The sequence below is a fragment of the Alicyclobacillus pomorum DSM 14955 genome, from assembly GCF_000472905.1.
GTDB lineage: Bacteria > Bacillota > Bacilli > Alicyclobacillales > Alicyclobacillaceae > Alicyclobacillus_A > Alicyclobacillus_A pomorum.
In genome coordinates this window covers 93,260-120,021 of the sequence record NZ_AXAR01000005.1, presented here as the reverse complement: position 1 = coordinate 120,021, position 26,762 = coordinate 93,260, and the positions used below count along the sequence as shown (strand labels likewise).

General features: G+C 56.1%; 29 protein-coding genes. 9 read left to right on the top strand and 20 right to left on the bottom strand.

The features are described from left to right. Window positions 1–43: 43 nt before the first annotated feature. From YWK_RS18700 to YWK_RS0106820, 8 genes are all read right to left on the bottom strand, one after another. The gene (locus YWK_RS18700; RefSeq protein WP_245578535.1) at window positions 44–1,114 is read right to left on the bottom strand and encodes a Leu/Phe/Val dehydrogenase; all 1,071 of its coding nucleotides are present in this window, start codon (window positions 1,112–1,114) and stop codon (window positions 44–46) included. Further along, the gene (locus YWK_RS22755; RefSeq protein ID WP_051375285.1) at window positions 1,093–2,865 is read right to left on the bottom strand and encodes a 3-hydroxyacyl-CoA dehydrogenase NAD-binding domain-containing protein; all 1,773 of its coding nucleotides are present in this window, start codon (window positions 2,863–2,865) and stop codon (window positions 1,093–1,095) included. The genes YWK_RS18700 and YWK_RS22755 overlap by 22 nt, the downstream gene beginning before the upstream one ends. 52 nt (window positions 2,866–2,917) lie before the next feature. Continuing rightward, a complete protein-coding gene (locus YWK_RS0106845; protein ID WP_026964216.1) occupies window positions 2,918–3,700 on the bottom strand; it encodes an enoyl-CoA hydratase/isomerase family protein in 783 nt (260 codons plus the stop codon). A 1-nt stretch (window position 3,701) separates the two neighbouring features. Continuing rightward, window positions 3,702–4,013, bottom strand: a complete 312-nt coding sequence (locus tag YWK_RS0106840) for an EthD family reductase (RefSeq protein WP_026964215.1) — start codon at window positions 4,011–4,013, stop codon at window positions 3,702–3,704. Between the two features lie 116 nt (window positions 4,014–4,129). Further along, complete coding sequence (locus tag YWK_RS0106835) at window positions 4,130–5,428, bottom strand: phenylacetate--CoA ligase family protein (protein WP_026964214.1); 1,299 nt, start codon at window positions 5,426–5,428, stop codon at window positions 4,130–4,132. 321 nt (window positions 5,429–5,749) lie between these two features. Beyond that, window positions 5,750–5,938, bottom strand: coding sequence for a hypothetical protein (locus YWK_RS0106830; protein ID WP_026964213.1), 189 nt, complete (start codon window positions 5,936–5,938; stop codon window positions 5,750–5,752). A 45-nt stretch (window positions 5,939–5,983) separates the two neighbouring features. Beyond that, the gene (locus tag YWK_RS0106825; protein WP_156909061.1) at window positions 5,984–6,613 is read right to left on the bottom strand and encodes a helix-turn-helix domain-containing protein; all 630 of its coding nucleotides are present in this window, start codon (window positions 6,611–6,613) and stop codon (window positions 5,984–5,986) included. Continuing rightward, window positions 6,610–6,819, bottom strand: a complete 210-nt coding sequence (locus YWK_RS0106820; RefSeq protein WP_026964211.1) for a helix-turn-helix domain-containing protein — start codon at window positions 6,817–6,819, stop codon at window positions 6,610–6,612. Before YWK_RS0106820 ends, YWK_RS0106825 begins: the two co-directional genes overlap by 4 nt. A gap of 152 nt (window positions 6,820–6,971) precedes the next feature. Between YWK_RS0106820 and YWK_RS0106815 the strand changes: the two genes are divergently transcribed. After that, window positions 6,972–7,523 (top strand): GNAT family N-acetyltransferase, encoded by a 552-nt coding sequence (locus tag YWK_RS0106815; RefSeq protein WP_026964210.1) that lies wholly within the window; start codon window positions 6,972–6,974, stop codon window positions 7,521–7,523. Here the strand turns inward: YWK_RS0106815 and YWK_RS0106810 are convergent. Then, window positions 7,520–8,224 carry a cytochrome c biogenesis CcdA family protein gene (locus tag YWK_RS0106810; RefSeq protein ID WP_026964209.1) on the bottom strand — a complete coding sequence of 235 codons (705 nt, stop codon included), beginning with the start codon at window positions 8,222–8,224 and terminating at the stop codon, window positions 7,520–7,522. The two genes, YWK_RS0106815 and YWK_RS0106810, sit on opposite strands and share 4 nt — an antisense overlap. A gap of 151 nt (window positions 8,225–8,375) precedes the next feature. On the opposite strand from YWK_RS0106810, the gene YWK_RS20870 reads away from it, so the two are divergent. Continuing rightward, a complete protein-coding gene (locus tag YWK_RS20870; RefSeq protein WP_051375283.1) occupies window positions 8,376–8,846 on the top strand; it encodes a helix-turn-helix domain-containing protein in 471 nt (156 codons plus the stop codon). 52 nt (window positions 8,847–8,898) lie between these two features. Here YWK_RS20870 and YWK_RS0106800 read toward each other — a convergent pair whose 3' ends face one another. Then, a complete protein-coding gene (locus tag YWK_RS0106800; RefSeq protein WP_026964208.1) occupies window positions 8,899–9,213 on the bottom strand; it encodes a hypothetical protein in 315 nt (104 codons plus the stop codon). 93 nt (window positions 9,214–9,306) lie between these two features. Continuing rightward, window positions 9,307–9,828 carry a transcription repressor NadR gene (locus tag YWK_RS0106795; protein ID WP_026964207.1) on the bottom strand — a complete coding sequence of 174 codons (522 nt, stop codon included), beginning with the start codon at window positions 9,826–9,828 and terminating at the stop codon, window positions 9,307–9,309. Window positions 9,829–10,060: 232 nt separating this feature from the next. On the opposite strand from YWK_RS0106795, the gene proS reads away from it, so the two are divergent. Then, window positions 10,061–11,512 (top strand): proline--tRNA ligase, encoded by a 1,452-nt coding sequence (proS, locus tag YWK_RS0106790; RefSeq protein WP_026964206.1) that lies wholly within the window; start codon window positions 10,061–10,063, stop codon window positions 11,510–11,512. Window positions 11,513–11,662: 150 nt separating this feature from the next. Here proS and YWK_RS0106785 read toward each other — a convergent pair whose 3' ends face one another. Next, entirely contained in the window at window positions 11,663–12,058 is a 396-nt protein-coding gene (locus YWK_RS0106785; protein WP_026964205.1) for an ATP-binding cassette domain-containing protein, read from the bottom strand. Window positions 12,059–12,214: 156 nt separating this feature from the next. On the opposite strand from YWK_RS0106785, the gene YWK_RS0106780 reads away from it, so the two are divergent. Then, window positions 12,215–15,649 carry a pyruvate carboxylase gene (locus tag YWK_RS0106780; protein WP_026964204.1) on the top strand — a complete coding sequence of 1,145 codons (3,435 nt, stop codon included), beginning with the start codon at window positions 12,215–12,217 and terminating at the stop codon, window positions 15,647–15,649. A gap of 96 nt (window positions 15,650–15,745) precedes the next feature. Here the strand turns inward: YWK_RS0106780 and YWK_RS0106775 are convergent, their stop codons facing one another. After that, window positions 15,746–16,225: a glutathione peroxidase gene (locus YWK_RS0106775; protein ID WP_026964203.1), complete on the bottom strand. Its 480-nt coding sequence runs from the start codon at window positions 16,223–16,225 to the stop codon at window positions 15,746–15,748. Beyond that, on the bottom strand, window positions 16,212–17,084 hold the full coding sequence (locus tag YWK_RS18685) for an SPL family radical SAM protein (protein WP_051375279.1): 873 nt from the start codon (window positions 17,082–17,084) through the stop codon (window positions 16,212–16,214). Before YWK_RS18685 ends, YWK_RS0106775 begins: the two co-directional genes overlap by 14 nt. A 200-nt stretch (window positions 17,085–17,284) precedes the next feature. Here YWK_RS18685 and YWK_RS0106765 point away from each other — a divergent pair, with 200 nt between their 5' ends. Both YWK_RS0106765 and YWK_RS0106760 read left to right on the top strand, forming a co-directional pair. After that, a complete protein-coding gene (locus YWK_RS0106765; RefSeq protein ID WP_026964202.1) occupies window positions 17,285–17,728 on the top strand; it encodes an ACT domain-containing protein in 444 nt (147 codons plus the stop codon). A 53-nt stretch (window positions 17,729–17,781) separates the two neighbouring features. Beyond that, window positions 17,782–19,065 carry a homoserine dehydrogenase gene (locus tag YWK_RS0106760; protein WP_035466295.1) on the top strand — a complete coding sequence of 428 codons (1,284 nt, stop codon included), beginning with the start codon at window positions 17,782–17,784 and terminating at the stop codon, window positions 19,063–19,065. Window positions 19,066–19,135: 70 nt separating this feature from the next. Here the strand turns inward: YWK_RS0106760 and YWK_RS0106755 are convergent, their stop codons facing one another. From YWK_RS0106755 to YWK_RS0106740, 4 genes are all read right to left on the bottom strand, one after another. Beyond that, window positions 19,136–19,714, bottom strand: a complete 579-nt coding sequence (locus YWK_RS0106755) for a hydrolase (RefSeq protein ID WP_026964200.1) — start codon at window positions 19,712–19,714, stop codon at window positions 19,136–19,138. A 91-nt stretch (window positions 19,715–19,805) separates the two neighbouring features. Beyond that, entirely contained in the window at window positions 19,806–20,627 is an 822-nt protein-coding gene (locus YWK_RS0106750) for an ABC transporter permease (RefSeq protein WP_026964199.1), read from the bottom strand. Then, on the bottom strand, window positions 20,587–21,390 hold the full coding sequence (locus YWK_RS0106745) for an ATP-binding cassette domain-containing protein (protein WP_026964198.1): 804 nt from the start codon (window positions 21,388–21,390) through the stop codon (window positions 20,587–20,589). The genes YWK_RS0106750 and YWK_RS0106745 overlap by 41 nt, the downstream gene beginning before the upstream one ends. Window position 21,391: 1 nt before the next feature. After that, window positions 21,392–21,826 (bottom strand): MarR family winged helix-turn-helix transcriptional regulator, encoded by a 435-nt coding sequence (locus tag YWK_RS0106740; protein ID WP_051375278.1) that lies wholly within the window; start codon window positions 21,824–21,826, stop codon window positions 21,392–21,394. 223 nt (window positions 21,827–22,049) lie between these two features. On the opposite strand from YWK_RS0106740, the gene YWK_RS0106735 reads away from it, so the two are divergent. The 3 genes from YWK_RS0106735 to YWK_RS18680 all read left to right on the top strand — a co-directional run bounded on the left by YWK_RS0106735 (window position 22,050) and on the right by YWK_RS18680 (window position 24,271). Next, window positions 22,050–23,234, top strand: a complete 1,185-nt coding sequence (locus YWK_RS0106735) for an LL-diaminopimelate aminotransferase (RefSeq protein ID WP_035466292.1) — start codon at window positions 22,050–22,052, stop codon at window positions 23,232–23,234. A gap of 154 nt (window positions 23,235–23,388) precedes the next feature. Further along, on the top strand, window positions 23,389–23,838 hold the full coding sequence (locus YWK_RS0106730; RefSeq protein ID WP_156909059.1) for a hypothetical protein: 450 nt from the start codon (window positions 23,389–23,391) through the stop codon (window positions 23,836–23,838). A 109-nt stretch (window positions 23,839–23,947) separates the two neighbouring features. Continuing rightward, window positions 23,948–24,271, top strand: a complete 324-nt coding sequence (locus tag YWK_RS18680) for a hypothetical protein (RefSeq protein ID WP_051375276.1) — start codon at window positions 23,948–23,950, stop codon at window positions 24,269–24,271. A gap of 220 nt (window positions 24,272–24,491) precedes the next feature. Here YWK_RS18680 and YWK_RS0106720 read toward each other — a convergent pair whose 3' ends face one another. Both YWK_RS0106720 and YWK_RS18675 read right to left on the bottom strand, forming a co-directional pair. Further along, window positions 24,492–25,736 (bottom strand): aminopeptidase, encoded by a 1,245-nt coding sequence (locus YWK_RS0106720; RefSeq protein ID WP_026964194.1) that lies wholly within the window; start codon window positions 25,734–25,736, stop codon window positions 24,492–24,494. Between the two features lie 94 nt (window positions 25,737–25,830). Further along, window positions 25,831–26,694 (bottom strand): glycosyltransferase, encoded by an 864-nt coding sequence (locus tag YWK_RS18675; protein ID WP_051375274.1) that lies wholly within the window; start codon window positions 26,692–26,694, stop codon window positions 25,831–25,833. Window positions 26,695–26,762 lie beyond the last annotated feature (68 nt).

The window sequence follows — 26,762 nt, the reverse complement described above, 5'->3', positions numbered from 1 at the left end:
TTTCACGCTCCCGCCGATAAATGAATGACGGCAAACGGCACCGTCAGGAACAGATGGACTTCAAATCGGCGACGGTCGCCAGCCGCTCCTCGACAATGCGGTTGGCTGCGAGGCTCGTCGGCAACTGATGTTGTTCTGCATAGTCGTACACGCGCAGCAAAATGTCATAAATAGCCATGGTCTTCGCCGTCACGCGGTCGGGGTTCACACCGAGTAACTCGTCAGCGACCTGAATTAACCCGCCTGCGTTGACCAGGTAGTCCGGGGCGTACAAAATGCCTCGTTGCTGAAGCATCGCGCCGTGCTTCTCCTCGTCCAACAATTGGTTGTTGGCTGAACCCACCACCGCTTTGCAGCGCAAACGTGGGATGGTCTGGTCGTTCAAAATGGCGCCTAAGGCGCACGGGACAAACATGTCGCAATGCACCTCAAAGATGGCGTCGGGGGTTGCGACCGTCGCTTCCGGTACCGCCTGTTGCAGCCGTTCGATGTTTTCCATGACAACGTCCGACACAATCAAGTGAGCGCCTTGCTCCGCCAGTGAAACGGCAACTTTGTAGCCCACCTTGCCGAGTCCCTGGACAGCGAACGTCTTGCCAGAGAGGTCCGTGCTGTTCCACAACTTCATGGCTGTGGCGCGAATGCCCTGTATCACACCGAGCGCTGTCGGTACCGACGAGTCTCCGCTTCCGCCGTACTCAACAGGGACTCCGACAATGTAAGGGGTTTCACGTTTGGCATGCACAAAATCCTGTGGATAGGTTCCGACATCTGTCCCCGTGTAGAAGCGACCGCCAAGACCGTCCACGAAGCGGCCCAATGCGCGAAACATTTCCGCGGTTTTGTCTTTATGTGGATTGCCCCAGATGACACATTTGCCTCCGCCATTATCCACATCTACGATGCCGCACTTGTACGTCATGCCTCGGGACAGCCGGAGGACGTCCAACAACATCTCCTCTTCGGATTCGTAGGGACGCATGCGGCACCCGCCCAGCGCCGGGCCAGCCGTCGTGTCGTGAATGGCGATGATGGACTTCAGCCCTGTGCGTCGGTGTTGCAAGAAAATGACCTGTTCATGACCGTACTTTCTCATTTCGTCAAAGATGCCCACTGGACCGAACCTCCTTCCCGGTTTCCGTGCCGCACGGCGGTCACCATTTGTCGCAGCAGCGGAGAGGGGCGATACCTGTCATCCCCGAATTCCCGCGACAAGGCACATAGCGTGTTCCACACCACAGGAATTCCGAGGTCATCCATCCACTCAACGGGTCCGCGCGGATAATTCGTACCGAGTTTCATGCCGGTGTCAATGTCCTCTGCAGTGGCGACGCCCTCGCGCATGACCTCCGCGGCTTCGTTAAAAAGCATGGCGAGAATGCGCATGACAACACCACCTGCTCCATCACGTACCTGCCTCGGCACACACCCGAGGGACAGAGCCAGCGCCTCCGTGCGACGATTCCATCGTTCCTCGGCTTCGGCATCGGACGTTTGAGCCTGAAACGGAACGGTCCATTCGAACGCTGGGTGCGCCTCCTTCACGAACCCGTTGTCTCCTAGAATCACGTGAAATCCGCGAACTCTGTCCCCCCGCCGCAACCATCCGGCTTGCTCAGTGGCCGATGGTCCTGCCACCGACGTCAGAATCAGTACATCTTCGCCAACGGCGCGTTCTACCGCCTGCAGCAACGGCCGATGGTACGCTTCCTCCCCAGCCACACCCACCAGTACGATATCGGGCCGACACCTCCGCAAGAATGCCTCCACTTCGTCTGCGCGCCACTGAATACCAACCGTATCCCAATCGGCGAGCGCTCCATCGTAAGCCACCCCTGCGTTGGCCAGTGACTTCCCTGCCCGCTCTGCGACGCGACGCAACAAGGAAGAGGCAAGCGGCGTATCTCCAATCACCACGACGTTGCCGACCTGAGTCGTCGCCTGTTCCGCACAAGCGTTTCGGTCAAGTTGAGCAGGCACCTCGGTCGCTGCAGCATCGGCCGTATCGTACGAGTAAAAACCTCTTCCCGTCTTTCGTCCAAGCCGCCCAGCCGCCACCATACGCGCCTGTAAGGCATGGGGGCGAAATCTCGGTTCTTCGTGATAGGCGTGGTAGACCGCTTTCGTAACGTCCAGGTTGACGTCGATTCCAATCAGGTCCATGAGTGCAAAAGGCCCCATGCGAAACCCCGCGCCGTTTTCCATCAGCCAGTCCACATCCGCGGGATCCGCCGTCCCTTCGCCCACGATGCGCAGCGCTTCACCGTAGAAGTTACGCGCCACCCGGTTCACGATGAATCCCGGCGTGTCCTTGCACACGATGGGGTGTTTACCGAACGACCGGGCCAGCCGAACCACAGCGTCCACCACTTCCGAAGTGGTATCATCGCCAACCACCACTTCAACCAGCTTCATCACGGGTGCGGGATTGAAGAAATGCATACCGACCACTCGGCCTGGGTACTGGCACCCGGCTCCTATCACCGTGACGGACAAGGATGACGTGTTGGTCGCGAGGATGGTGTCTTTGCTGCAAACCTGTTCAAGCTGTCTAAAAATGTCCCTTTTGATGTTCAGCCGCTCAGGGACGGCCTCAATCACCAGTTGCGCCTGCGCAAGATGCGCGATGTCTTGACTCGCCGCCAGGCGAGCCACCGCCCCATCCGCCGCTTCGCGCGTCAGTTTTCCTTTGTCAACCAAGCGGTTGATTTTTTTATGGATGTCGGAAACGGCACGCTGCAGAACGTCGGCCTGGATATCAAACAACACGACCGAGTACCCCGACTGCAGGGCGACTTGCGCAATGCCTTCGCCCATCGTGCCTGCACCGACAACGCCAATGACCCCTGCGGGCGAGTTGTTCATGTGTGCGTCCTCCCCGGCTGAATTGTGACTGTGGTCTTGAACGACGCCTGCCTCAGCGCCCTTGGAACGACGGTGGGCGCTTTTCGGAAAAGGCGCGAACGCCCTCCCGGAAGTCCTGGCTTGCACCCGCGACATCCTGGTACCGCGCTTCACGCTCGAGCGCTTCCGGTAACGACGACGTAAAGTTTTGCACAATCAGTTCCTTGGTTAAGCGATATGCCAGTCTCGGACCGTTCGCCAGTTTTTCGGCAAATGCCATCGTCTCTTCCACCAGCGACTCGGCCGGGAACACGCGGTTGACAATACTCAAGCGCTCGGCCTCGGCTGCGTCGAACACGTCCCCGGTCCACGCCAGCTCGAGTGCCTTCCCCACGCCCACGAGCTGAGGCAAAAAGTAGCTTGTTCCAGAATCCGGTACCAGTCCAATTTTGCTGAACGCCATGGTGAACTTGGCGTCCGTGGCCGCAAACCGCAGGTCGCAAGCCAGCGCCAAACCAAATCCTGCCCCCGCGCATGCGCCGTTCACCGCCGCAATGACTGGAATCGGCAGTGCGCGCATTTTGGAGATCAGCAGGTTGTACCGTTCACGTACGCTGTCCGCGAGGCGCAAAGACTCGTCAACGGCAAGCCTATCCGTCAAATCCTGCCCAGAACAAAACCCCCTGCCTGCTCCAGTGAGGACGACCGCACCGATGTTGCCGTCGTTTTCGACGCGCTTGAACGCGTCGTACAGTTCCTGTCCGAGTTGCGTATTGATGGCGTTGTACACTTTTGGCCGATTCAGAGAGATTTTTGCAACGCGGCCGACCACTTCAAAAAGTAAGGTTTCGTACATGTCAAAACTCCTCCACTTCGACATCAGCAAACATTACTTGCACGTACTTACCAAAGAACTCCTGAGCATCCTTGCCACTTTCCTTTCCAGCAGGTGACTTTAGCGCGGCCAACAAGGCGTCTCTGCTCTCGAAGTACATTTCCGCAAGCAGGAACGGATTGGCCTCCCCACCTCGCAGGTCAAAGAACTTGTTCAGTTCCACTTTCAGCAATCCAGGCAACTGTCGGACAATCGGCATATGAACGTTTTCATAGTGATCCATGAAAGCCTGAATGTCCTCCGGTCGCTGATACAGTGCAATCATCTTTACCATGTGTGAATCCCCTCTCCCAACCTGTTTCCTGCGAGAGCCTCTCGCGTGGTATCGTTTTGGTTGCCTTTCACGGACCCTCTCCCCGCAAAGGCACGTCACTCCCGAAAGCTTGCAGATTATGATACTGGCGCCGTTCGCCGGTCTAGAACCCGCACCGCTTTGCCTTCACTGCGCGGCAGGCTCCCCGGAGGATGAATCACGACGCGCGGCCTGATCTGGATGCGCTCCTGCAGGTTCTGCGCCACCATCTCTACCATGTTTCCATCTGCATCGTCGACCACTTGCCTTGACTCCACATGGACTTCCATGGTGTCCAGTGCACCTTCTTTGTCAATCACAATTTGATAATGCGGTGCGAGCCATTCTACAGCCAACAGCTCCGCTTCCACTTCCCGAGGAAACACGTTCACGCCACGGATGATAAGCATGTCGTCGACGCGGCCTTTGATTCGCGTCATCCGCCGGTGCGTTCGGCCGCAAGAACAGGGTTCATCCACCATCGCGGCGAGGTCTCCAGTGCGATAGCGAATGACTGGAAAAGCCTGTTTCGTGAGCGACGTGAAGACGACCTCTCCCACCTCACCCGGCGGTAGAGGTTGCCCGCTGTCCGGGTGGACGACTTCGAACAAGAAATGGTCTTCCCAAATGTGTAAACCATTCTTTTCCACAGCGCATTCAATCCCCACCCCAGGGCCCATGACTTCGCTCAGGCCGTAGATATCGACGGCGTCGAGGCCAAGCATTTGCTCGAGTCGAGCGCGCATGTGCTCCGTCCAAGGCTCCGCGCCGAATATGCCGTAGCGAAGGCTCAACGAGCTCGTGTCAATGCCCATTTCATCCATGGTCTCGGCGATGTTCAACGCGTAGGACGGGGTACAGCAAATCCCTTGTGGTCGAAAATCCTGGATAAGGGTGATTTGTCGCTTCGTAAACCCACCTGAGGCCGGAACCACTGTCACCCCCATTTTTTCCGCGCCCGTGTGCAGGCCCAGACCGCCGGTGAACAGGCCGTACCCGTAAGCGTTGTGCAGAATGTCTCCAGGCTGCCCACCGGCGGCAGCAATACAGCGCGCAATCAGTTCCGCCCACACGTCCAAGTCTTGGCGCGTGTACCCCACTACGGTCGGCTTTCCCTTTGTCCCGGAAGATCCGTGAATGCGCGCGACCTCTTTCAGCGGTACTGCAAACATGCCAAACGGATACGTGTCTCGCAGATCCTTCTTGAATGTGAACGGAAACTTGGATAAATCATCCAGACTGTGCAGCGATTCTGGACGTACGCCGTGTGTTTCGAAGCGCTGTCGGTACAACGGAACTTTCTCATACACATGTGTCAAGGTCTCACGCAACCGCCGCAATTGCAGGGCTTCTAGTTCGCCCCGTGGCATCGTTTCTGCAGACACGTTCCACAACACGGATTTCTCCCCCTCGGGTATGAATGCGCTTTCAATCGAGCGCATGATTCGATGCGTGAAGAAAATCGCTCCCGTGTCGATTCTCTAAGCGATTTGCAAAATTCCGCGAGATGGGTCGTCACTATTTCGCAAATCGTTGACTTAATAGACTGCTGATTCTAGGTTAACTGAAAACTCTTTCAAAAACAACGATTCTTCATATCAGATGTTCTTCCGGCTACGGTACGTTGAACCTTAAAAAACCGCCGGGCATATACCCTTGGCGGCAGTGGACGAAAGGCATGTATTCGACATGTGTCGTGCGGCGCTCCTTGTCACGCCTTAGCGGCGAAGCGATTCAACGACCTGAATGATGTGCCGTACCTCTGCCATCCGTGCTCGCAGCTCCACTTGTTTCTCTGCCGGAGCGCCATCGTACTCGTCCTGCAAAGTTTTCAGGCGGCGCTGCAAACTCCTTTGCACTTGCCGCATGGCATCTGCGTACCCGACCTCTTCACCGGTCATGGACATCCAGCGCACCTCCACGTCTTGACGTTCGTGATGGGGCCAATTATATCACGGAGTCGTGCTCGTGGAGACTAGATTATGCTCTTCCTTGCGTGTTCGTTCTCGGAACTTTTCCCGCCAGCACGCGGCGGCCGCTGTGCGTCCTACCGCTAGACAAATTCTTTCCTGTGTGCAAGCTTCGATGGCCTGAATGCGCCAGTATTCAACCTGTGTGCACGGAGAAGAGTCAAGTTGGGACTTCCAGGCACCCGCAGGGGATTCCACAGCGCCCAAAGAATCCAGCCACGCATGTTGTAGCGCGTGTTCCGAGGCCAGAACACTCCCTTCTGCCACTTGTACCCACGCGCGATACACCCATCGCTCGTAATGCGTGAATACGCTGTCGTACTGCTCGGCCAGCGTTTGCACGTCACTCCGTCGGTTGTCAATCACAGCCTTCCAAATAAGTCGGCGCACGGCGCTGCGTTTGCGCCAGCGTCTCCATTCGGATACGAAGAACGGGCCGTCCATGCCCACTTTGTCGGCCAGCTTGAGAATCACCGCTTCACTGGGCATGATACGCCCTTGCTCGATGTGCGATATCATGCTTTGCGACACAATGCCGTGCGCGAGTTCCGCCTGAGTCATACCACGCTCCCTGCGCAAACGCCGCAGAATGGCCCATGGGGGTAGTGTCACGGACGATGGTCCTCTCCCCAGAGCGTGCTCAGGGAAACGCCGAGGGCCTTGGCAATCCGCTCCAACTTCACGATGTTGTGACCGCGGCTGCCCGATTCAATGGCATACACGTAACTGACGGACACGTTGGCACGTTTCGCCAGGTCTCGGACGCTCAACTGTTGCTGCAGGCGATAGTATTTGACCCGCTCGGCAAGGCTGCCCATGGCAAACCCTCCTATCCAATTCCTCTATTGAGGAATTATACCGAAAGTGACTAGACCAGTACTAGCTGAATTTATGCAATTGTGGAATTTTAGAGATTCGAAGTGTCGTCACAGATACGGTACAATGTGGAGAAAACGGGAGCGAATCGTCTGTGAAAGACCTGACGTTGCAACCGATTCGAGAAACGGATGCCTCGCTCCTGTGGGAGGCATCTAAAGGCGACGCATCCGGTGTTTTGCCTCGCCGTGACGAAGAGGGATGGATGTCCTTGATTCGACATCAGGAGATGGCGGAGACCCTGGGTGAGGGCCTGATCAGGGCGGTTTGCATCGACGGAGCTGCCGCCGGCTTTGTGATTCTGAACAAAATCCCGCCTGAGTACTTGATAGACGATGCGGTGGCCGTGGAATGTGGCACATACCTGCTGCCTGCGTTCCGGGGCCGTGGGATCAATCCACATGTAAAGCGAGCGATGGTGGCCCTGGCGCGAGAGACATTTGACGCCGAGTGGTGCGTCTTCGTCGTTCCGCTTGCCAACTGTCGCGCACTCAGCGCAATGCACAAACTCCCGTGGCCCCTGGAAACCCAGACTGTGGACTCAACCGGTCGATTTCGTACCTACTTGCGGAGAAAAGTTTGGGAAACGAGTGTGGACTGCGTATTGTACGCCGTACGCACGTCCGCAGTGCCTGAGTCTGACTAAAAACCCGTGTAGCCCGTGGCGTTTTGAAGCCAAATGGAAATCCAGGTCATTTTGTCTGATATCAATAGTACACCCATCAACACGAGTAACCATCCGCCCACTTGGGCAATGCGGTGGGTGTATTTCAGAAGTGGTCGTACCGATGTGAGTGTCACTGCGAGCACCAGGAATGGAAGACAGAACCCGATGGCGTACACCACCATGTAAGTGGTTCCCAATGTGGGATTGGCCATCACGAGCGCGAGCACCGAGCCGAGAATGGGCCCAATACACGGTGTCCACCCTGCTGCGAACGCCACCCCGACAAGAAATGACCCCAAGTATCCTACCGGTTTCTTCGCAGGCAGAAAACGACGTTCTTTCATCAACCAATCATTCTTCAACACGCCCGCCAAAAACAACCCCATGCATATCACCAGCGCCCCCCCAACCAGCCGGACGATGGGCAGATAATGCCGAAGCAAACTTCCAAAGGCAGTCGCCCCCATACCGAGCAAGACAAAGAGAACAGAGAGACCCAAGCAGAAGCACAAGGCATGCAAGGACGCGCGCACGCGAGCACCCCGTTCGCCGGTACGCAGGTTGGTATAGGACACCCCGGATATGTACCCGAGATAGGATGGGAACAACGGCAACGTGCACGGAGACACAAAAGACAAAACGCCAGCGCCGAACGCCAACCAAAGCGACAGGTGGTACATGGCTCGCCCTCCTCTCTGCCTTCACCTTACATCAGCCCCAGATGAACATCAAATGCTTCGTGAAACCTCTCCCGTACGGAGATTCACCGTTCTACGTTTGTGTACATTGTATGTCCACTTCGTTCTATAATGGGGACTGGAGGTGTCGGTTGTGCCGTCGATTGGAGAAAAATTGGCCAAGTTGCGCAGAGACAAAGGATGGACCCTGAAACAACTGTCGGAAGCATCTGGCGTCTCCGTGAGCCACATCAGTGCCATTGAAAACCACACGCGGCCGAATCCCTCGCTCCAGCAAATTGCAAAACTGGCACGAGCACTGGGCACCCCGCTGACATACTTTGACGATGACGCGTCGACTTCGACACCAGACGCGCACACTGTGACGGAATCAACGTTGTCGGCCGAGCCAATCCCCTCCATGAAGGACGACCTTTTCGAACAGTTTGTCAACCTGTACGACGAGGAAACCCGCCGATTCATCGTGTCAGAAAGCTCCAAGCCGTACGTCGCACTCGCCATGCGTCTCGCCCAACAGGACGGCGGTGTGGACGCTTCGTCGTTGCTGCAAATCATCGCTCAGTTCATGCGGGAACGACAACAAGACTACAAGCCAAAAGGGTGACCGAACAGAAAAAAGGACCCCACGTAAACGGAGTCCTCCGTAGTGCACCAACTCAGTTCGTGTAACGGCGCACGACATCCTGGATCTCTTCAATGGCCTCCAGCGGCAGTGACTTGATGGTCTCTGCCAATCGCACAATTTCCGAGAGCTGTTCCGACGTGATTTGCCCATGTATCAGGTTCATCTTACGCCGTTTTTCGTGGACCTTGTTGGCGGTGACTCCATACATGGTTGCGATGTCTGCGTCGCTATGCCCCTCGTCCCAGGCCAGACGCTTGAGTTCTTCGCGCGAGATGAGATCAAAGGGCGCAAAGGGCGCATTTGGCTGCGCTTGTCCGATGGCATTCCCGGAATGTTTTATATTCACGGGTCTCCCTCCTTTCATCCTGTACCACACAGGATTCCCATGACACAGCAACATCATCCACATCGACCAAGGACTTCCACCGAATGCTCGGAATTACGTGTCTTCTACGTGAATGCCGGCTTTCTTCAATTTAGTAACCGCCTCCTGCAATCGCACGGAGTCTTCGCACTCCACCGTGTGATAGTGGAAGCCATCTGTCAAGGACGACAGCAAAGGCGCCTTTGCGCGTTGGACACTGTTGAGGAAGAGGTCCACATCTCTCCGCGAAGCCAGGTGCAATGTCCCCCGCAATTCACCGTAAACCGGGTGCTCCACAAACACGTCTTTCACCGTTACACCGTGATCCACCAAAATATAGAGTTCCATTTGTGTCAACTCCGCCTGGTGTTTGACGGCGAGCACGTATTCTCGCGTTTGCACAACCTGCTCCGGCAACCAATAACCGCGCGGAGTGGAGTGTATTGAAATCCCTTTTGCACGCAACAACGCAATGTCGTGTACGACAACTTGTCGCGTGACATTGCACAGTTGCGCCAACTCCGCTCCGGTACGCGGTTCGCGACTCGCCGCGAGCACCTCCAGAAGGCGGCGTTGTCGCTCCGTTCGTTCACCCATACTTGCCACTCCTCCACTCCGACGACATTTTACTCTAGAGTATACTCGTTTGGGATCCGTTCGTCCGTCTTGTACTGTAAGCGATTTGCAATTCGCTGACTTTATCATGCGGACCGAAAAGGATGCTGATGGTGCAAATTCAAGTTTTGGTACGATGTCTGGTATACTGCTGTTATTTCAATGAATTGACACGTTTCAACGCTGCTGTCGACGAAGTACAGGAGGGTGCCGAATGGCGAAGCAAAAAAAGGAATTTGTAACAGAAATTACTCCACAGCAGGAAGATTTCTCCCGTTGGTACATTGACGTCATCAAGAAAGCCGACTTAATGGATTACGCGCCTGTACGCGGTTGTATCGTTTTCAAACCGGAAGGATACGAACTGTGGGAGGCGTGTCAGCGGGAATTGGACAAGCGGTTCAAAGCCACTGGCCACCGCAACGCGTATTTTCCTCTGTTCATCCCGGAAAGTTTCTTTCAAAAGGAAAAAGAACATGTGGAAGGGTTTAACCCCGAACTGCCATGGGTCACCGAAGCCGGTGGCGAGAAATTGGAGGAACGGCTTGCCATCCGTCCAACGTCCGAAACCATCATCGGCCACATGTACTCACAGTGGATTCAGTCCTACCGCGATTTGCCCGTGTTGATCAATCAATGGGCGAACGTCGTACGCTGGGAAAAGCGGACTCTGCCGTTCCTGCGGACGAGCGAGTTCCTCTGGCAGGAAGGCCATACGGCGCACGCCAGCGAAGCCGAAGCACGCGAAGAAACCATGAAAATTCTCGATTTGTACACCGATTTCGTGGAAACGGAACTGGCGATTCCCGTGTTCCGCGGGCAGAAGACCCCTTCCGAAAAGTTCGCTGGAGCGGTCGATACATACTCCATCGAGGCCATGATGAAGGACGGAAAAGCGGTTCAAGCGGGCACGTCTCACTATATGGGTCAGAACTTCGCACAGGCGTTCGACATCAAGTTTTTGGACAAGGACAATCAATTAAAGTACGCCTATACAACCTCGTGGGGTGTCAGCACACGTCTTTTGGGAGCCCTTATCATGGTTCACGGGGATGACAGAGGATTGGCATTGCCGCCGCGGGTGGCACCGACGCAAGTCATCATCATTCCCATCGGCCCTCAGAAGGAACGCGAGCGGGTCGTAAATCATGCGGAAGATCTGCGTCAGCGTTTGTTGGCCGCCAACATCCGCGTCCGCATGGACGCCCGGGAAGACTTGAGTCCGGGTTGGAAATTCAACGAATATGAGATGCGTGGAATCCCTGTACGGTTGGAAGTCGGCCCGCGCGACATGGACAATGGCCAGGTGGTGCTTGTCCGCCGCGACACAGGTGAAAAAACGCCGGTATCCACGGACAGCCTGCTGTCCGCGCTGCCACAGCTCTTGGACGATATCCAGGCGAACATGTACGCAAAGGCCAAAGCGTTCCGGGACGAGCACTCCTACACAGCGGACACATTGCCTGAACTCGCGGACATCATCCGAGAAAAACGCGGGTTCGTCCTGGCCGGCTGGTGCGGCGACGAAGCTTGCGAAAAAGCTGTCAAAGACGAGTGCAGCGCCACCAGTCGGAACATCCCGTTCCAGCCGCCGCAGGAGATGAAACATTGCATCAACTGCGGAAAACCTGCTCAGCATACCGTGTGGTTTGCAAGATCGTACTGAGCCGAAAGACACGAATCGACACACCGCTGGCGTCCAGAATTTTTCTGGGCGCCAATTTCATGCGCATCGCGCGCCCTACGCCATCAAAACGTAATCCAACCGCTCTCATTGATATTCAGTGCACCCACGCGCCCAATTTACCACCAATGATCATCGCGTAAGTGCGAGGAGTACCGGTATCTGACATTTCCCGGGGAATTGCGACAGCAAACACGACATGGATCTCCACGGACCATCACACCATGCATGCGCCGAGTTTGAGATGAAGAAAGCTGCCACAGGATAGTGTGACAGCTTTTCACATCCCCTCTCTTCCGGCAAATACCCGAAACGGTGGTGCGCACCCTCAGCTGGGCGTCCATTCCAGGCTACAGTGCCTTCATCTGGCTGCAGGATGTTCAGGATGATTCGGATGGTCGTGGACTTTCCTGCTCCGTTCAGGCCGAGCAGTCCAAACACTTGTCCGCGTTCGACCTTGAAGTTGAGATCTTGCACTGCGATTTTGTCGCCAAACCGCTTGGTGACGTTGTTGACTTCCAATGCCACGTAACCCCTCACCTCACTTGATGCGAGTGTACAATGAAATTGAATGAAGTTCCAATAATTTCTTCCATTGATTCATCTACCATTCTTCATAAAACTCCCACTTTTAAGTGCGAATCGCGGATTGTACAATGAGGTGGGAGAGGTGAGATGAAAATTATGGGGAGTAAGCCGTTTCAGAGGGTCTTAGTCGCGAACCGCGGGGAGATTGCCATCCGCATCTGCCGTGCGTGCACAGAGCTGGGCATTCAAACCGTTGCAGTGTATTCGGAAGAAGACAAGTTGTCCTTGCATCGTTACAAGGCGGACGAGGCGTATTTGATTGGGCAAGGAAAGAGCCCAGTCGGCGCCTACTTGGACGTGGACAGCATCATCGACGTCGCCCTCCGCACGAACTGCGATGCCATCCATCCGGGTTATGGATTCTTGTCAGAGAGCGAAGAATTGGCACTCGCCTGCGAGCGGTCAGGGATTACCTTCATCGGCCCACGCCCCGAACACCTGCGCATGTTCGGCGACAAGGCAGCAGCCCGCAAAGCCGCTATGGCAGCCGGAGTGCCGGTGGTACCTGGAACCGAGGGGGCTGTCGACGTCGACGGAGCCATGGCTTTCGCGGAATCGGTCGGCTTCCCTGTCATTGTCAAAGCCATCAGCGGCGGTGGTGGCCGCGGCATGCGCGTGGTACAAACCCGTGAAGAGTTGGTGGAAGCGTTCGAGCGCGCCAGCAGCGAGGCACAGGCCGCGTTTGGATCCGCCGGCGTATACGTAGAAAAGTACATTGATCATCCGAAGCACATCGAAGTCCAAATCCTCGGCGACGCCTTCGGCAACCTCGTGCACCTCTACGAACGGGACTGCTCGATTCAGCGGCGGCACCAGAAGGTAGTGGAAATCGCCCCGAGCCTGATTGCATCGGACCTGCGCGAATCCATCTGCAACACAGCCGTCCGTCTGATGCAACACGTGGGATACCAAAACGCCGGGACCGTGGAGTTCCTGTTGACAGAAGATGGTGACTATTACTTCATCGAAGTGAATCCTCGCATTCAGGTAGAGCATACCATCACCGAGCTCATCACGGGGATTGATCTGGTACAGGCGCAGATCCGAGTGGCCGAAGGGTACGCGCTCAGCGCTCCGGAGATTGGCATCAAGTCGCAGGAAGACGTGCGCACGCGAGGATACGCCATTCAGTGTCGCGTCACTACAGAAGATCCCCAAAACGGGTTTCTGCCCGACACGGGTCGTATTGCCACGTACCGATCCGCAGCTGGCTTCGGCATCCGCCTAGACACGGGCAACGGATACAACGGAGCTCGCGTGCTCCCGTACTACGATTCCCTGCTGGTCAAAATCAGCGCACATGGACTGACCTTCCACCAAGCGGCCCAAAAGATGCACCGGGCCCTGCAGGAGTTCCGAATTCGCGGCGTCAAAACGAACATCCCCTTCCTGGTCAACGTCGTCAACCATCCGAAATTTCTGGAGGGGCGTTGCGACGTCCACTACATTGACTCGCACCCGGAATTGTTCCTGTTCCCACAGCGCAAAGACCGCGGGACAAAGCTATTGACCTACATCGCCGACGTCACCGTCAACGGACCGGAAGGACTTGGCCCCGAACCGAAACCGCAAGTACCGAAGCCAAACATCCCGCACTTCCGCTACGAAGAGCAACGGCCTCGCGGTACGCGCGACCTCCTGCACGAACAGGGCGTCGATGGACTGCTGCAACATATTCGACAGCAGCGCCGCGTTTGGCTGACCGATACCACCTTTCGAGACGCACACCAATCGCTCCTCGCCACGCGAGTGCGCACACGTGACCTGGCTGCCATTGCCGAGGCCACCTCGCACATCGGACACAACCTGTTCTCCATGGAAGTGTGGGGCGGTGCCACGTTTGACGCCAGTATGCGCTTTCTAAAGGAAGATCCGTGGGAGCGGCTCGCAATGCTCCGCCAAGCGATTCCCAACGTGCTGTTTCAGATGTTGCTGCGCGGCGCCAACGCCGTTGGTTACAAAAACTATCCCGACAACGTGGTGCAAGCGTTTACTCGAAAAGCTGCGGAGAACGGGATTGACGTCTTTCGCATCTTCGACAGTCTAAACTGGGTTCCCAACATGCGCGTCGCCATCGAAGAAGTCCGCGCAAGCGGAAAGATTGCAGAAGCAGCCATCTGTTACACAGGGGATATCCTGGATCCGACCCGTACGAAGTACACTCTGTCCTACTACGTGAAACTGGCCGAAGAGTTGGAGAAGTGCGGGGCCAACATCCTCGCCATCAAAGACATGGCCGGGTTGTTAAAGCCGTACGCTGCCAAGCAGCTGATCAAAGCGCTGCGGGACCACGTGGGCATTCCGATTCACCTGCATACACACGACACGAGCGGCAACGGGATTGCCACCCTGCTGGCCGCTGCGGAAGCCGGTGTGGACATCGTCGATGTGGCCATCAGTTCCCTGGCCGGACAGACGTCGCAGCCAAGCTGGAACGCGTTTGTGGCGGCACTGCACGGATCTGGTAGAGAAGTGCCGGACGACCTCGAACAACTTCAAGTCCTGGCCGACTACTGGGAGACGGTGCGCGCCTACTACGGAAAGTTTGAGAGTGGTATGAAGACGTCGTCGGCCGAAGTATACCGGCACGAGATGCCGGGCGGACAGTACACCAATCTGCGTGAACAAGCCATTGCGCTTGGCCTCGGCGACAAATTTGAAGACGTTAAGCGCGCGTACATCGAGGTCAATCAACTGCTCGGCGACATTGTCAAAGTCACGCCGTCGTCGAAAATGGTCGGCGACTTCGCCATCTTCCTGGTACAGAATGGGCTGACCGCGAAAACTCTGATGGAACGCGCAGAGGAGCTGGATTTCCCAGCCTCCGTCGTCGATTACTTCATGGGCTACATGGGGAAACCCTACGGCGGATTCCCGGAACAGCTCCAAAAGGCAGTGCTGAAAGGTCGCACGCCGCTGTCCTCTAGACCTGGAGAGCTGCTGCCTCCTGTGGATTTTGCAGCCGAGAAGAAAGCGCTGGCTGACCGCGTAGGCCATGAACCGACCGATGAACAGGTGCTCTCCTACGTCCTGTATCCGAAGGTCACCGAGGAACTCTTGTTGCATCGCGAGCGCTTTGGCAACTTGACGCCTCTGGACACGCTGACCTTCTTCTACGGTATGCGGCCTGGAGAAGAGACCTGTGTCACGATTGAGCCAGGCAAAACGCTCATCGTGAAGCTGTTGTCCATTGGCGATTTGCAACCGGATGGCCGACGCACCGTGTTCTTCGAGCTGAATGGCCAACCCCGCGAAGTGGAGGTTGTCGACAGAACGGTTCCTGCGGATGTCAGCGAACGCCGGAAAGTCAGTGGACAGCCTGGAGAAGTCGGCGCTGTGATGCCAGGTACCGTGGTCTCCGTGCTGTTCCGTGAAGGAGACCGAGTTGAGAAGGGCAGCGTGTTACTGGTCACGGAGTCTATGAAAATGGAGATACAGGTGCAAGCACCGAAGAACGGTGTGGTCAAGGAAGTTTTCTGCAAGCCGGGCGACAGCGTCCAACCCGGAGATTTGCTTGTCTTGTTGGAATAGAGCCTTCGGCGTCGCTGATAGGCTGTAGGCTCGCGCAAGGGTACGGTGACTGCGCGTCATCGTACCCTTGTCGCGTATACGCTGCATGGGAGAGGTTCATCGGGATAGAAGCTGTTCTACCGCAGGTTCTAGCTTTTCTGGAGGGGTGGTCGGCGCGAACCGGCGAACGGGTTGTCCATCGCCATCCACGAGGAACTTCGTAAAATTCCATTTTATCGTCCGCGAGAGGACGCCTGGACACGCCTGTGTCAGGAACTGAAACAGCGGATGCGCTGTGTCACCTTTCACGTCCACCTTTGCAAACATTGGGAACGACACATTGTAATTCAAGCTGCAAAACGTCTGAATCTCCTCATTGTCGCCCGGCTCCTGATGGCCGAACTGATTGCAAGGAAAGCCGAGCACGACAAAGCCCTGGTCCCGGTACTTCTCATACAACGCCTGCAACCCCTGGTACTGCGGAGTAAATCCGCACCGACTGGCGGTATTGACGATGAGCAGTACCTTGCCCCGGTACGCCTCCAATGACTGTACCCGCCCGTCAATGGTCGTGGCATGGAAGTCATACACAGTCATCTCTACACCCCCCTATATCATTAAATCCGTCCTGGCTGAACACGACCCTGTCTTCACCAAGGCGTTCACGCAGCGCGCGCAACAGCGGCACATGTGCTGCTGGGTGATACCATGCTCCGTAGCCAAGTCGTTCGAACAGCGAGCGCATCCCAAGGGCCTCGGAGCGTTTGCCGTGTGCTCCATCCCCCTCAAACAAGGTGTCTACCACCGCCCTCGTGCAGCGGCTGTTCAACGCCTCCGCAAACGGTTCAGGCACGTTTGGCAGCATCGGACTGATGGCGGCCTGGACCTGTATCCCCGCATCGTAAAGGGTCTGCAGCGCACGCAAGCGACTGGCCACTGTCGGTGACGTCGGCGTGAACCGCCTGCGTACTTCCTCGTCATTGGTCTCAATCGTGAGGCTCACCCACACGTGGCGGCCGAGGTGTTGCAGGAGGTCCACGTCACGGAGGACGAGTGGAGATCTGGTTTGAACCACAAGCAGCCCCGGGGGATAGTCTACGAACGCTTCCAAGCAGGCTCGGGTCAACTTGAACCTGGACTCGGCCCCTTGGTATGGGTCTGTGGCGGAACTCATGAAGATCCGCAACGTACCGAGCGTCCCCTGCTGTGCATGCCTTTGCAGCTCGCGCCGCAGGACCAACGCTACGTTCTCTTTGGCTTCCACCCATTCCCCCCACGGCTGTGCCTTGAACAGTGCCACGGGCAGCCTGCGAACGTAGCAATAAGGACACCCTTGCCCCGTGCCGATGGTCTTGCCGAACGCACACCCTGTGTACGGCTGGAGAGTGTGTGTGAATGTGTGGAGATACCCCCCGGACTGCCGGTTGAGTGCAGTTTTCACCGTCTTCGTGTTCAATGTATTCACCTCCTGCCACGCACTGCCCAAACGTTTTGGCCGCGCGTATCCTCTCGGTCGTGCGGTACCTCTGTTCTCCCGTTTTACGACATTGTACGATGTGAGGCAAATTGCCTCTTGCCAACCGAAGCGTACACACGTAAAATGTACGCAATACAAAAACAAATGTTTCTGCTGTGTAGACACCGAGAGGTGATTCCATGCCGGAAGATCCCTACTACCTCATTCGGCGTTCCCACTTGCCGGAAGTGATTCGGAAAACGGTAGAAGTGACGGAATTGCTGCAGCGGCACCCGGACTGGAGTGTTTCAGAAGCGGTGCAGCAAGTCGGGATTTCCAGAAGCTCCTACTACAAGTACAAAGACGTCGTTCGGCCGTTTTACAGCGCGGTTCAAGGACACATTGTGACACTGGCCCTGACCTTGCGGCACACCCCAGGCGTGTTGTCCGAAGTGCTCAACACGTTGGCGGGTCGGCACGTGAACATCCTGACCATCAATCAATCGCTGCCTTTGCAAGGTGCCGCTACGGTGATTGTCTCGGTAGAGACGAGGCAGATGTCTGGGGACCTGGACAGTGCCCTGGACGACTTGCGCCGCGTGGGTGGCGTCGAAAACGTCGTCGTGGTTGGGCAAAGTGCGTAGAACAGCGGTTTGCAAAACGGTCAAAGAGACAGGGAGACGAGGAGAGGATGACGATGAACATCTACATCGGGTTGCTCGGCTGTGGAACAGTCGGATCTGGCGTGGTGGAACTGCTGCACCGCAGGCAAGGGAAAATTGCCGATTTGACGGGCATTCGGCCGGTCATTAAACGGATTCTTGTTCGCGACGTGACGAAACCGCGAGACGTCCCGCTGGACCCATCCTGGCTGACCGCGTCCGCCCAGGATGTCCTGGCAGATCCGGACGTATCCGTGATTGTGGAAACCATCGGTGGGATTGAGCCTGCGCGTGAATATATCCTGGCAGCGCTGCGCGCTGGGAAGCACGTCGTAACAGCCAACAAAGATTTGATGGCCCTCCACGGCCCAGACATTTACGCAGCGGCCGAAGAAGCGGGCGTCCACGTGATGTACGAGGCGGCGGTCGGAGGCGCCATTCCGCTCATCCGGCCGCTCAAGGAATGCTTAGCCGGCAACGACATCACGGACGTCAAGGGAATTGTCAATGGCACGTCCAACTACATTCTGTCGAAAATGACGGAGACAGGCGCCGACTTCGACGACGTCTTGCGTGAGGCGCAGGCGCTCGGATATGCCGAGGCGGATCCTTCGAGCGACGTCGACGGCTTGGACGCCGCGCGCAAGCTTGTGATTCTAGCATCTCTCGCATTCAACACAAACGTGCGCCTGAGTGATGTCATCGTGCGTGGCATTCGCAGCGTGAGTGCCACAGACGTTGAATACGCACGTGAGCTCGGCGCGGTGATTAAGCTGATTGCACAAGGCATGGACAGGGATGGTAAATTGGTCCTCCGCGTGCATCCAACGCTGATTCCGAAGGAACACCCACTTGCTCATGTGTCGGACGCGAACAACGCGCTGTACGTACGCGGAGATGCGGCCGGAGACTTGATGTTCTACGGTCGAGGCGCGGGATCGTTGCCGACAGCCAGTGCGGTCGTCGGCGATATTATCGAAATTTTGCGGAACGTAAAGTCAGGCGTGCGCTGTCCAGTACCTCACGTCTGCCTCTCCCAGAAGCCAGTAGAACAAAACCAGGCGCCCCCGCAACGGCATTACGTTCGATTGTTCGCCGTAGACCGGCCCGGCGTATTCGCAGAAATTGCGGGGATCTTCGGGGAAGCCTGCGTGAGCATGGAAACCGTGTTGCAAAAGCCCATCGAAAGTGGGCGGGCGGAGATTGTCATTGTCACGCACCACGTCTCCTCGGCCTCGCTGCAACAGGTGTTGGACGCCCTGGCAGCTTCCGAGCACGTGCAGACCATCTGTTGCGTCCTGCCGGTGGAAGCATCCTAGGCCGCAACCCCCAATGATGAAATCAAACGGCCTACCGTAATCCATACGGTAGGCCGTTCCTCATGCTATCCTACTTCAGCGCCGCAATGATCTCGTCCGTCCGCCGCACGCGCCCCATCCGTGGGAAGATGTACTTCACAGTGTGCTCGTGTTCCACTGCGGACAGCGCGGTCATGGCGTCTTCCGCAAATACCTGCTGGTAGTTGTGCTGGAACGCCTCGCGGGCCGTGGTTTCGACCCCAATGTTGGTGGCAATGCCGCACAGGACGATGGTCTGGATGCCCCGCCTGCGCAACTGCAAATCTAGGTCGGTCCCATAAAACGCGCCCCACTGGTGCTTTGTCACGAGATGGTCTGTTTCCTTGGGGCCGAGTGCAGGGACAATCTGTGCGTAGTCCTTGGGTCGCTCACCGGAAACCACCGGGGGTGCATCGGTGATGGGGTGAAGCATGTCCTTGCCGTCGCGCGAGCCGACGTTCACGAGTACGACAAATGCACCGGCTGCCCGAAACGCGTCGGCCAATTTGACCGTCTGCTGGAGAACTTGTTCCGTACTATGCGGTTGACACGGAAGCTGCACAATGCCTTTCTGCATGTCAATCACAACGAGTGCGGTCGTTTTCGGATCCAGTTGCAACGTTTGTGCCACAAATCTCGACCTCCATCTGTAACCACGTATACTGAACCGTTTCACACGCCAGTGATTTGCAAAATCACGACCAACGCTCCCCAAAGGTTGCTCAACCGGAAAGAATACGCGGGTACAGCACCGTATTCAATCCAAGCACGACAAGGCCCGCGGCCACCAGCACAAGGACATCGAGGCCAAAGTGGGCATCTGGCGTGGCAATCAGCAATCCGCGGAGACCGTCGACAAGGTAACTCATGGGATTGATGGTCGCAATCACTTTCAGCCACACGGGCATCACCGACATTGGGTACAGCGCGTTCGACGAGAAAAACAAGGGCATGGTAATCAGCTGCCCAATGCCCATCATCCGCTCCCGCGTCCGTACAATCGCTGCAATGACCATGGACAATCCGGAGAAAAACGCCCCTCCGAGAATCACCATCAGCAACACGCCGGCGACAGCGCCAACGCCGAAATTCATATGGATGCCGAGAATCAGCGCCAACAGGATGATGATGATGGCCTGCCCTAGCGAGCGGACCGAAGCGGATAACATTTTCCCCAGAGCAAGTGCCGACTTGCGAATGGGCGTGGTTGCGACTTTTTGCAGGAGGCCCATATCCCGCTCCCAGATGATAGAGATCCCATAAAAGATGGAAATGAACGTAACGGATTGCGCCAAGATACCGGGGGTCAAAAACGCCTTGTAGCTGACGTTTCCACTAGGCAGAACACGAAACCGGCTGAACGCCTGCCCAAACACCAGCAGCCACAACGCGGGCTGAATCCCCCGCATGATCAACTCAGAAGGATCTTTGCGCAACTTCCACACTTCCATCTCCAGGATGGTGAACACGTGGCTGAAGTACAACCACACCCGGGAGCGGCCCTTAGCCCAGGCGTTTTGCGGTTCGGCGACTCCGGAAGACACTCTTCATCCCCCCCTCTTGGTTGTCGAACTTACCTGCGTAATGCGTGAACACGTCATCCATCGTGGCATCCGGGTTGCCCATTTGCTCGCGCAATTCAGCGGCGGTACCCAGCGCTGCAATCTGTCCGCGGCTCATGATGGCAATGCGCGTGCACAGTGACTCCGCCTCTTCCATGTAATGTGTCGTCAGGAGAATGGTCATGTTTTGCTCGTGCTGCAGTCGCTCGATATGTTCCCATACGCCTTTGCGCGCCACCGGGTCTAGCCCCACCGTCGGTTCGTCAAGGAACAATACTTTTGGGTGATGAAGGATGGCTTGCCCGATTTCGAGCTTGCGGATCATGCCGCCGGAATATGTCTTCACAAGCCTGTCGGCCGCTTCCTCCAACCCAGTCATCTCTAAAATCTCGATAATCCGCTCCTCGCGCTCCCGGCGCCGAAGCCCATACAGCTTGGCGAAAATCAGCAAATTCTCGTACCCGGTGAGGTTTCCATCGACCGACAGCATCTGTGGCACATAACCGATGCACTCGCGGATCCGCGTCGGCTCCTTTGCAAGAGCGCGTCCGGCAATCTCAATCTCGCCCTCGTCCGACCGCAGCAAGGTGGTCAGCATCTTCAAGGTGGTGGACTTGCCCGCACCGTTGGGTCCCAACAGGCCGAAACATTCACCCGCAGACACTTCAAAACTCACATCCCGCACGGCGTGCACGTCGCCAAACCGCTTCGATACATGGCTCACCCGGACGGTTACCTCGCTCATGTCAGTCCCCCCGTTTCGGTAGAAAGCTGGCGAGCTTCGCCATCAATTCGACCAGAGTCGCCTGTTCGTCTTCGTCCAGTTGTTGAAATGGTTCGGCCAACAACTGTGTCCGCATGTCCTTCAGGCGTTGAATTCGCTCTTTCCCCGAGTCCGTCAACCGAACAATTCGCGTGCGCGCATCGTGGACGTCCTGACACCGATAGACTAGGCCAGCCAACTCCAAGCGGTCTATCATTTGCGACATCGTGCTCGGGCGCACGTCCAGCTTTTCCGCCAACTCTCCAATCGTGCGCTTCTCGTGCCGCCACAAGTCCCAGAGGATGAGCCACTGCACACGCGTGATTCCGTCGCGCCCCGTGTCTCCGTTCCGCCTCAGATATCGGTGAACTGCCTGCAATGACTGAGAAAACAGCTCAAGACTGTCCCGATGGCTCACCTTTCAACACCTCACACCACTATTTTATGTAGCGAAACTAAATAAGTAAAGTGTGGCCTGTCCGATTCGCGTGTTGTTTGTTCGTCGTCATTTTGCAAATCGACGAATGGTAAACTGAAGTCGAATAATATCGAATGTCGTGAAACGTTCAGAAACATATCGAACAGACAACGCTTCCCGTGATACCATAGGAGAAAATCGTTCGAAGGGGGGAATGGGTGCAATGTCCATGGTTCGGTCAGACAAACTGGACAAGGTGACAACATCCATCTTTACTGAACTTGTTTTGGAGAAGCGAGCTGCCATGGCACGAGGCGTAGATGTCATTGATCTGAGCATTGGCAGCCCAGATTTACCTCCACCCCCTGTTGTCATGGACGTGCTTCGCGAAGGCGTATCCGATCCAACCATGTACGGATATACGGTCACTGGAATTCCCGAATTCCATGATGCTGTCGCGCACTTTTATCAGCATCGTTATAACGTGAAGCTGGACCCGAAGTGTGAAGTCTTACAGCTCATGGGCTCTCAGGACGGTCTCGTGCATTTGGGCATGGCTGTTCTGAACCCAGGCGACATTGTCCTGTCTCCAGATCCCGGGTACACCGTCTATGAATCGAGCATCCGGCTCTCTGGCGCAGAACTGTTTCCAATGCCATTGCTCGCAGAAAATGACTTTTTGCCCGACTTGACAGCCATTCCTGAGGAAGTCGCCCGTCGAGCAAAAATGATGATTATCAATTATCCAGGGAACCCTGTTGCGGCGCTCGCCCCGGCGTCGTTCTTCGCAGATGTCATCGCGTTTGCAAAGCGGTACAACATTCTCGTGGTCCACGACTTTGCCTATTCGGAGCTCGTCTTCGACGGCATCCGCCCATGCAGTTTTCTCTCGTTACCCGGGGCAAAAGAGGTGGGCGTAGAATTCAATTCCTTGTCAAAGACATTCAATATGGCAGGATGCCGCGTTGGATACGTCGTCGGCAACCCGGACGTCATCCACACACTATCGGTCTTCAAGTCCCATGTGGACTTCGGTGTGTTTCTACCGATTCAAAAGGCGGCTATCGCTGCACTGACATCTGACTACACCTCGCTCGACACGCTGGTGACAGAGTACACAGTGCGGCGGGACGCGCTCTGCGAAGGGTTGACGAAGGCAGGCTGGACTGTGTCCAAACCACCTGCCACCATGTTTGTTTGGGCGAAGATTCCGGAGGGTTGGACCTCCCACAAGTTTGCCTTTGACGTCTTGAACTACGCGGGTGTGGCCGTCACGCCCGGACATGCGTTCGGTCGCCACGGTGAAGGATACGTGCGGTTGGCGCTTGTACACCCGCCAGAGATTCTGCGCAAAGCAGCCGATAGAATCGAGCAATTCCTGCATACACCAGAGCTCGCCAGAGCGTAGCGTTCACCGCCCAACTTTCTATGACACGCGATGTAAGGCCCCACAGCTTCTCCGGCTGGTGGTGGCCTTTTTTGTGCGATGGGTGTGTCAACTTTGGCGAGATGGTACATTCTTGTACAATGAAGAAGCTTCAGCATGGTTGTGGGGTGAGATGATGAAAATTGAACTAACCAATGAACAATATCGCCGCCTCCTGGCTCTACTTTTTCTTGGTGAATGGGTCGCAAATGGCCCGACACCGTATGAAGATAGGCGAAAAGATTTGCAAGAAGTCGTGGACTACATCTTCTCGTTCGCCCGTGAGTTCGACGCTGAGGACTGGGTTGAGTACTGCGAAGATTGCGGTGCATATCACCCAAGCCAAGCAATGGAAGAGGCATTACTTCCCATCCTGGACGAATACGATGAAGACGTATTCTGGGACGTGCTCTCGCATCACCTGGCGTACCGGGACGTCATGGTGACCGCGGGCCCAACCAAGGAAATGTCGAAGGAAATGGAAATGCGGTTGTGGAGGCGCAAGGAACAGTATGACCAGGAGTTCCAAAAGCACGGATTAGAACATGTTCGACTGGTCTTTCACGGCGGCAAGAAGGCGCGATAGTGGCGTCACATCGGTACAATCCCCCATCACATCGGTATGCTGGTATGAACGCCTGTACAGGGCTGCACAAAAGGGCATACGGTGTAGAAAAGGAAGGGAGGGTATTGCTATGTGTCATCCACTGTACCCCGTCGCGAGTCGGATGGTTGGGCGGTCAGTCATTGCGCATCACGTGAGCGGTCGCACATATCCAGGGTATTTGCAATCCGTTCAACACCACGGGATTTACTTGCTCCCCCATGCTAGGCGGGTGGGCTACGAAACAAGTGATCCGTCCCGCTTGGAAACTCAGCACGCCATCGCGAACCAGAGCCACTTGGAGTTGGAGCAGGTTTTTGCCCCGACAGCGTTCTTCGGATTCGGCGCGCTGACGGGACTGACGCTTGGTGCGCTCGCGTTTGGTGGGGGCTATGGATATCCAGGATATTATTGATAAATCAAGAACCTCAAACGCAGTGCAAAGGGATGTGCCTTCTCAGGTGCATCCCTTTTTGTTGACTCAGGACCTTCCCATCCAAATTCCCCATGCCTATCTATCGATGCCTCATGACGCTGATGCCAATGCCCCCCCATAAGAACCAGGTACACAAAAAGGGACCTGCCCACCAGTCGTCACTTGTGGGACAGGCCCCATCCACCGTAGAGCATGGTGATCACTGGATGTCCATTGCCCAGTTGCCCGCGCGGAAAATCGGCACGACTTCGCCGGACTGCGTAGTTGCGTCAATATCCAATTCCGGAGAACCAATCATGAAGTCCACGTGCATCATGCTCTCGTTCAGGCCGTGCTTGTCCCATTCACTGCGGGGCAATTCGCGGCCTCCTTCAATCAGCGGATACGCTTCACCAATGGCTAGGTGGCAAGACGCGTTTTCGTCAAATAGCGTGTTGTAGAACAAGCGCCCCATCTTCGCAATCGGCGAATTTACCGGAACCAGCGCCACTTCGCCCAGGTAATGGCTGCCTTCGTCCGCCTCGATGATGTTCTTCAAGGCTTCCCGTCCCGATTTGGCAGAGTATTCGACAATCCGTCCGTTTTCGAAGCGCAGCGTCAATTCCTCAATCAGTGCACCATTGTGATTGAGTGGAAGCGTGCTGGTCACCGTGCCGTTCACCCCGGTCTTCAGAGGTGTAGCAAACACTTCTTCGGTTGGAATGTTGGGGACAAACGGGACACCCTGCGGTGTGTCTTTCGACGCGCTTGTCCAGAAGTAGCCATTGGGCATTTCAATCGTCAAATCGGTACCCGGCGAGCGATAGTGGAGTTTGCGGATGCCAAGGCTGTTCAACCAGTCACTCCGCCGTTTCAGGTTCTTCAAATGTTCACGCCAATCTGCAATCGGGTCGTCACCGGCTGCGCGGGCGCATTTCAGAATGTCCCGCCACAGCGCGGGCACGCGTTCACTCTCTGGCAACTCGGGATAGACTTTGTCTGCCCAAGCCTGCGTTGGCGCCGACAACAACGACCAGCTGTACTCGTCGTTCGTCCGCCTCTTGTTGAACTCGCGCAGCGAGGCTTGGATGGAGCGAGTGGCCTTCGCGACGCGAACCGGATCCAGTCCAGCGTACAAATCCGGATTGGTGGCAGGAAGTGCGATGTACGCAGCGCCCTCTTTCGCCAGCTGCTCCACCCATTGAGCCTGCCAGCGCGCGCGAGCTTCCAGGGTTTCGAGCGATCCGCGCTTCACCGTTTCGCGCATCCACCACTCGTCGCCCCAGTCCACTTGCACGAACTTTGCGCCGGAATCGTAACCGGCTTCAATCAACAATCGAACAAACTCGACGTGCTCCGGGAGCACCTGCCGTTGTCCGTAACCAATGACGAGATGCTGACCTGGCTGCAGGTTGACACCGACCTTAATGGCTAATTCGGCGTACTTTCTCAATGACTCGTTCACGACTTGCTGCAACTCCCCTCGAGGTGAAGTGACCGAAACTTCTTCCATGATAACAAAAACAGGCCTATCAAAAAAAAAAACGGCCAAGCTGGATTCACTCGTACTTGTCGGTGACTTCTCTCTCGTCTTGGCCGCTGAGCAACTCGTTCCCTGGCCGTACATCCACCTCGCCTTGGCCGCTCGGCGCCTCGTTTCCCGGCGATGCATCCACTTGTTCCGCTTGATCCGGTTCGGGCCACCGCACCAGGCGCCTGTAGTTCTTGGTCCGGGCAACGATTTCCACGCTGGGCAGTGACAGCAGTCGGCGGGCCGTAATCTTCCAAGTGTGGGTATCCGTGTCCTTTTGCCGAATCCCCACGAAGTTGTATCGACTGGTGGAGTAAATGCGAAATCCTTTGCGTCTACAATCCTCGCAAAACCGGTCGTCTTCTCCAACCCACAGATCCCGAAACCGCACCTTGTTGAACACGGCTTTCCGAGCCACCAGTGTTGCACCAGAAACCGACTTCACAAAGCGGTGCTCCCCTTTTGGAAAGCGAATCACGAGCAGTTTTTTGCCTGTCAGGTACAGATAGTGCGCATGCTTTCCGACCACATCCGCCTTGTTTTCACGCAGTGCCATCACACTTTCGTGAAGGTAGTCGCGAGCGTAGTAGTCATCGTCATCCAATTTCGCAATATAGGGATAGCGTGCCTTCGTAATGGCAAAGTTCAAGCACAGGCCCAGAGATGTGTCCTCCGACAATTGGAAAACAGATACGTTCTCGTACGCCTCAGCCCGCTGCTGGTACATTCGGATATCCAATGCGTCGTTGTTGAGAACAACGATGAGTTCCTTTGGATCTACCGTTTGCCGCTTGAAGTTGCGCAAAATGGTATCGATATTCCCCGGTCGCTTTGTACACGTGACCACGGTGATACCCCGGAACCGTCTTGTTCGGTCGTCGCGCTGGGCCATGAACCCACCCTCTCCGTCTCACCGACCTCATCTATACACCGTATGCTGGGACAAGGCCCCCTGATGTG

Excerpts from the sequence above, each read along its gene's own strand:
- YWK_RS22755 (WP_051375285.1), bottom strand. The coding sequence starts at position 2,865 with ATGAACAACTCGCCCGCAGGGGTCATTGGCGTTGTCGGTGCAGGCACG.
- YWK_RS0106845 (WP_026964216.1), bottom strand. The coding sequence starts at position 3,700 with ATGTACGAAACCTTACTTTTTGAAGTGGTCGGCCGCGTTGCAAAAATC.
- YWK_RS0106840 (WP_026964215.1), bottom strand. The coding sequence starts at position 4,013 with ATGGTAAAGATGATTGCACTGTATCAGCGACCGGAGGACATTCAGGCT.
- YWK_RS0106830 (WP_026964213.1), bottom strand. The coding sequence starts at position 5,938 with ATGTCCATGACCGGTGAAGAGGTCGGGTACGCAGATGCCATGCGGCAA.
- YWK_RS0106820 (WP_026964211.1), bottom strand. The coding sequence starts at position 6,819 with ATGGGCAGCCTTGCCGAGCGGGTCAAATACTATCGCCTGCAGCAACAG.
- YWK_RS0106810 (WP_026964209.1), bottom strand. The coding sequence starts at position 8,224 with ATGTACCACCTGTCGCTTTGGTTGGCGTTCGGCGCTGGCGTTTTGTCT.
- YWK_RS0106795 (WP_026964207.1), bottom strand. The coding sequence starts at position 9,828 with ATGGGTGAACGAACGGAGCGACAACGCCGCCTTCTGGAGGTGCTCGCG.
- proS (WP_026964206.1), top strand. The coding sequence starts at position 10,061 with ATGGCGAAGCAAAAAAAGGAATTTGTAACAGAAATTACTCCACAGCAG.
- YWK_RS0106780 (WP_026964204.1), top strand. The coding sequence starts at position 12,215 with ATGGGGAGTAAGCCGTTTCAGAGGGTCTTAGTCGCGAACCGCGGGGAG.
- YWK_RS0106775 (WP_026964203.1), bottom strand. The coding sequence starts at position 16,225 with ATGACTGTGTATGACTTCCATGCCACGACCATTGACGGGCGGGTACAG.
- YWK_RS0106765 (WP_026964202.1), top strand. The coding sequence starts at position 17,285 with ATGCCGGAAGATCCCTACTACCTCATTCGGCGTTCCCACTTGCCGGAA.
- YWK_RS0106760 (WP_035466295.1), top strand. The coding sequence starts at position 17,782 with ATGAACATCTACATCGGGTTGCTCGGCTGTGGAACAGTCGGATCTGGC.
- YWK_RS0106745 (WP_026964198.1), bottom strand. The coding sequence starts at position 21,390 with ATGAGCGAGGTAACCGTCCGGGTGAGCCATGTATCGAAGCGGTTTGGC.
- YWK_RS0106735 (WP_035466292.1), top strand. The coding sequence starts at position 22,050 with ATGTCCATGGTTCGGTCAGACAAACTGGACAAGGTGACAACATCCATC.
- YWK_RS0106730 (WP_156909059.1), top strand. The coding sequence starts at position 23,389 with ATGAAAATTGAACTAACCAATGAACAATATCGCCGCCTCCTGGCTCTA.
- YWK_RS18680 (WP_051375276.1), top strand. The coding sequence starts at position 23,948 with ATGTGTCATCCACTGTACCCCGTCGCGAGTCGGATGGTTGGGCGGTCA.
- YWK_RS18675 (WP_051375274.1), bottom strand. The coding sequence starts at position 26,694 with ATGGCCCAGCGCGACGACCGAACAAGACGGTTCCGGGGTATCACCGTG.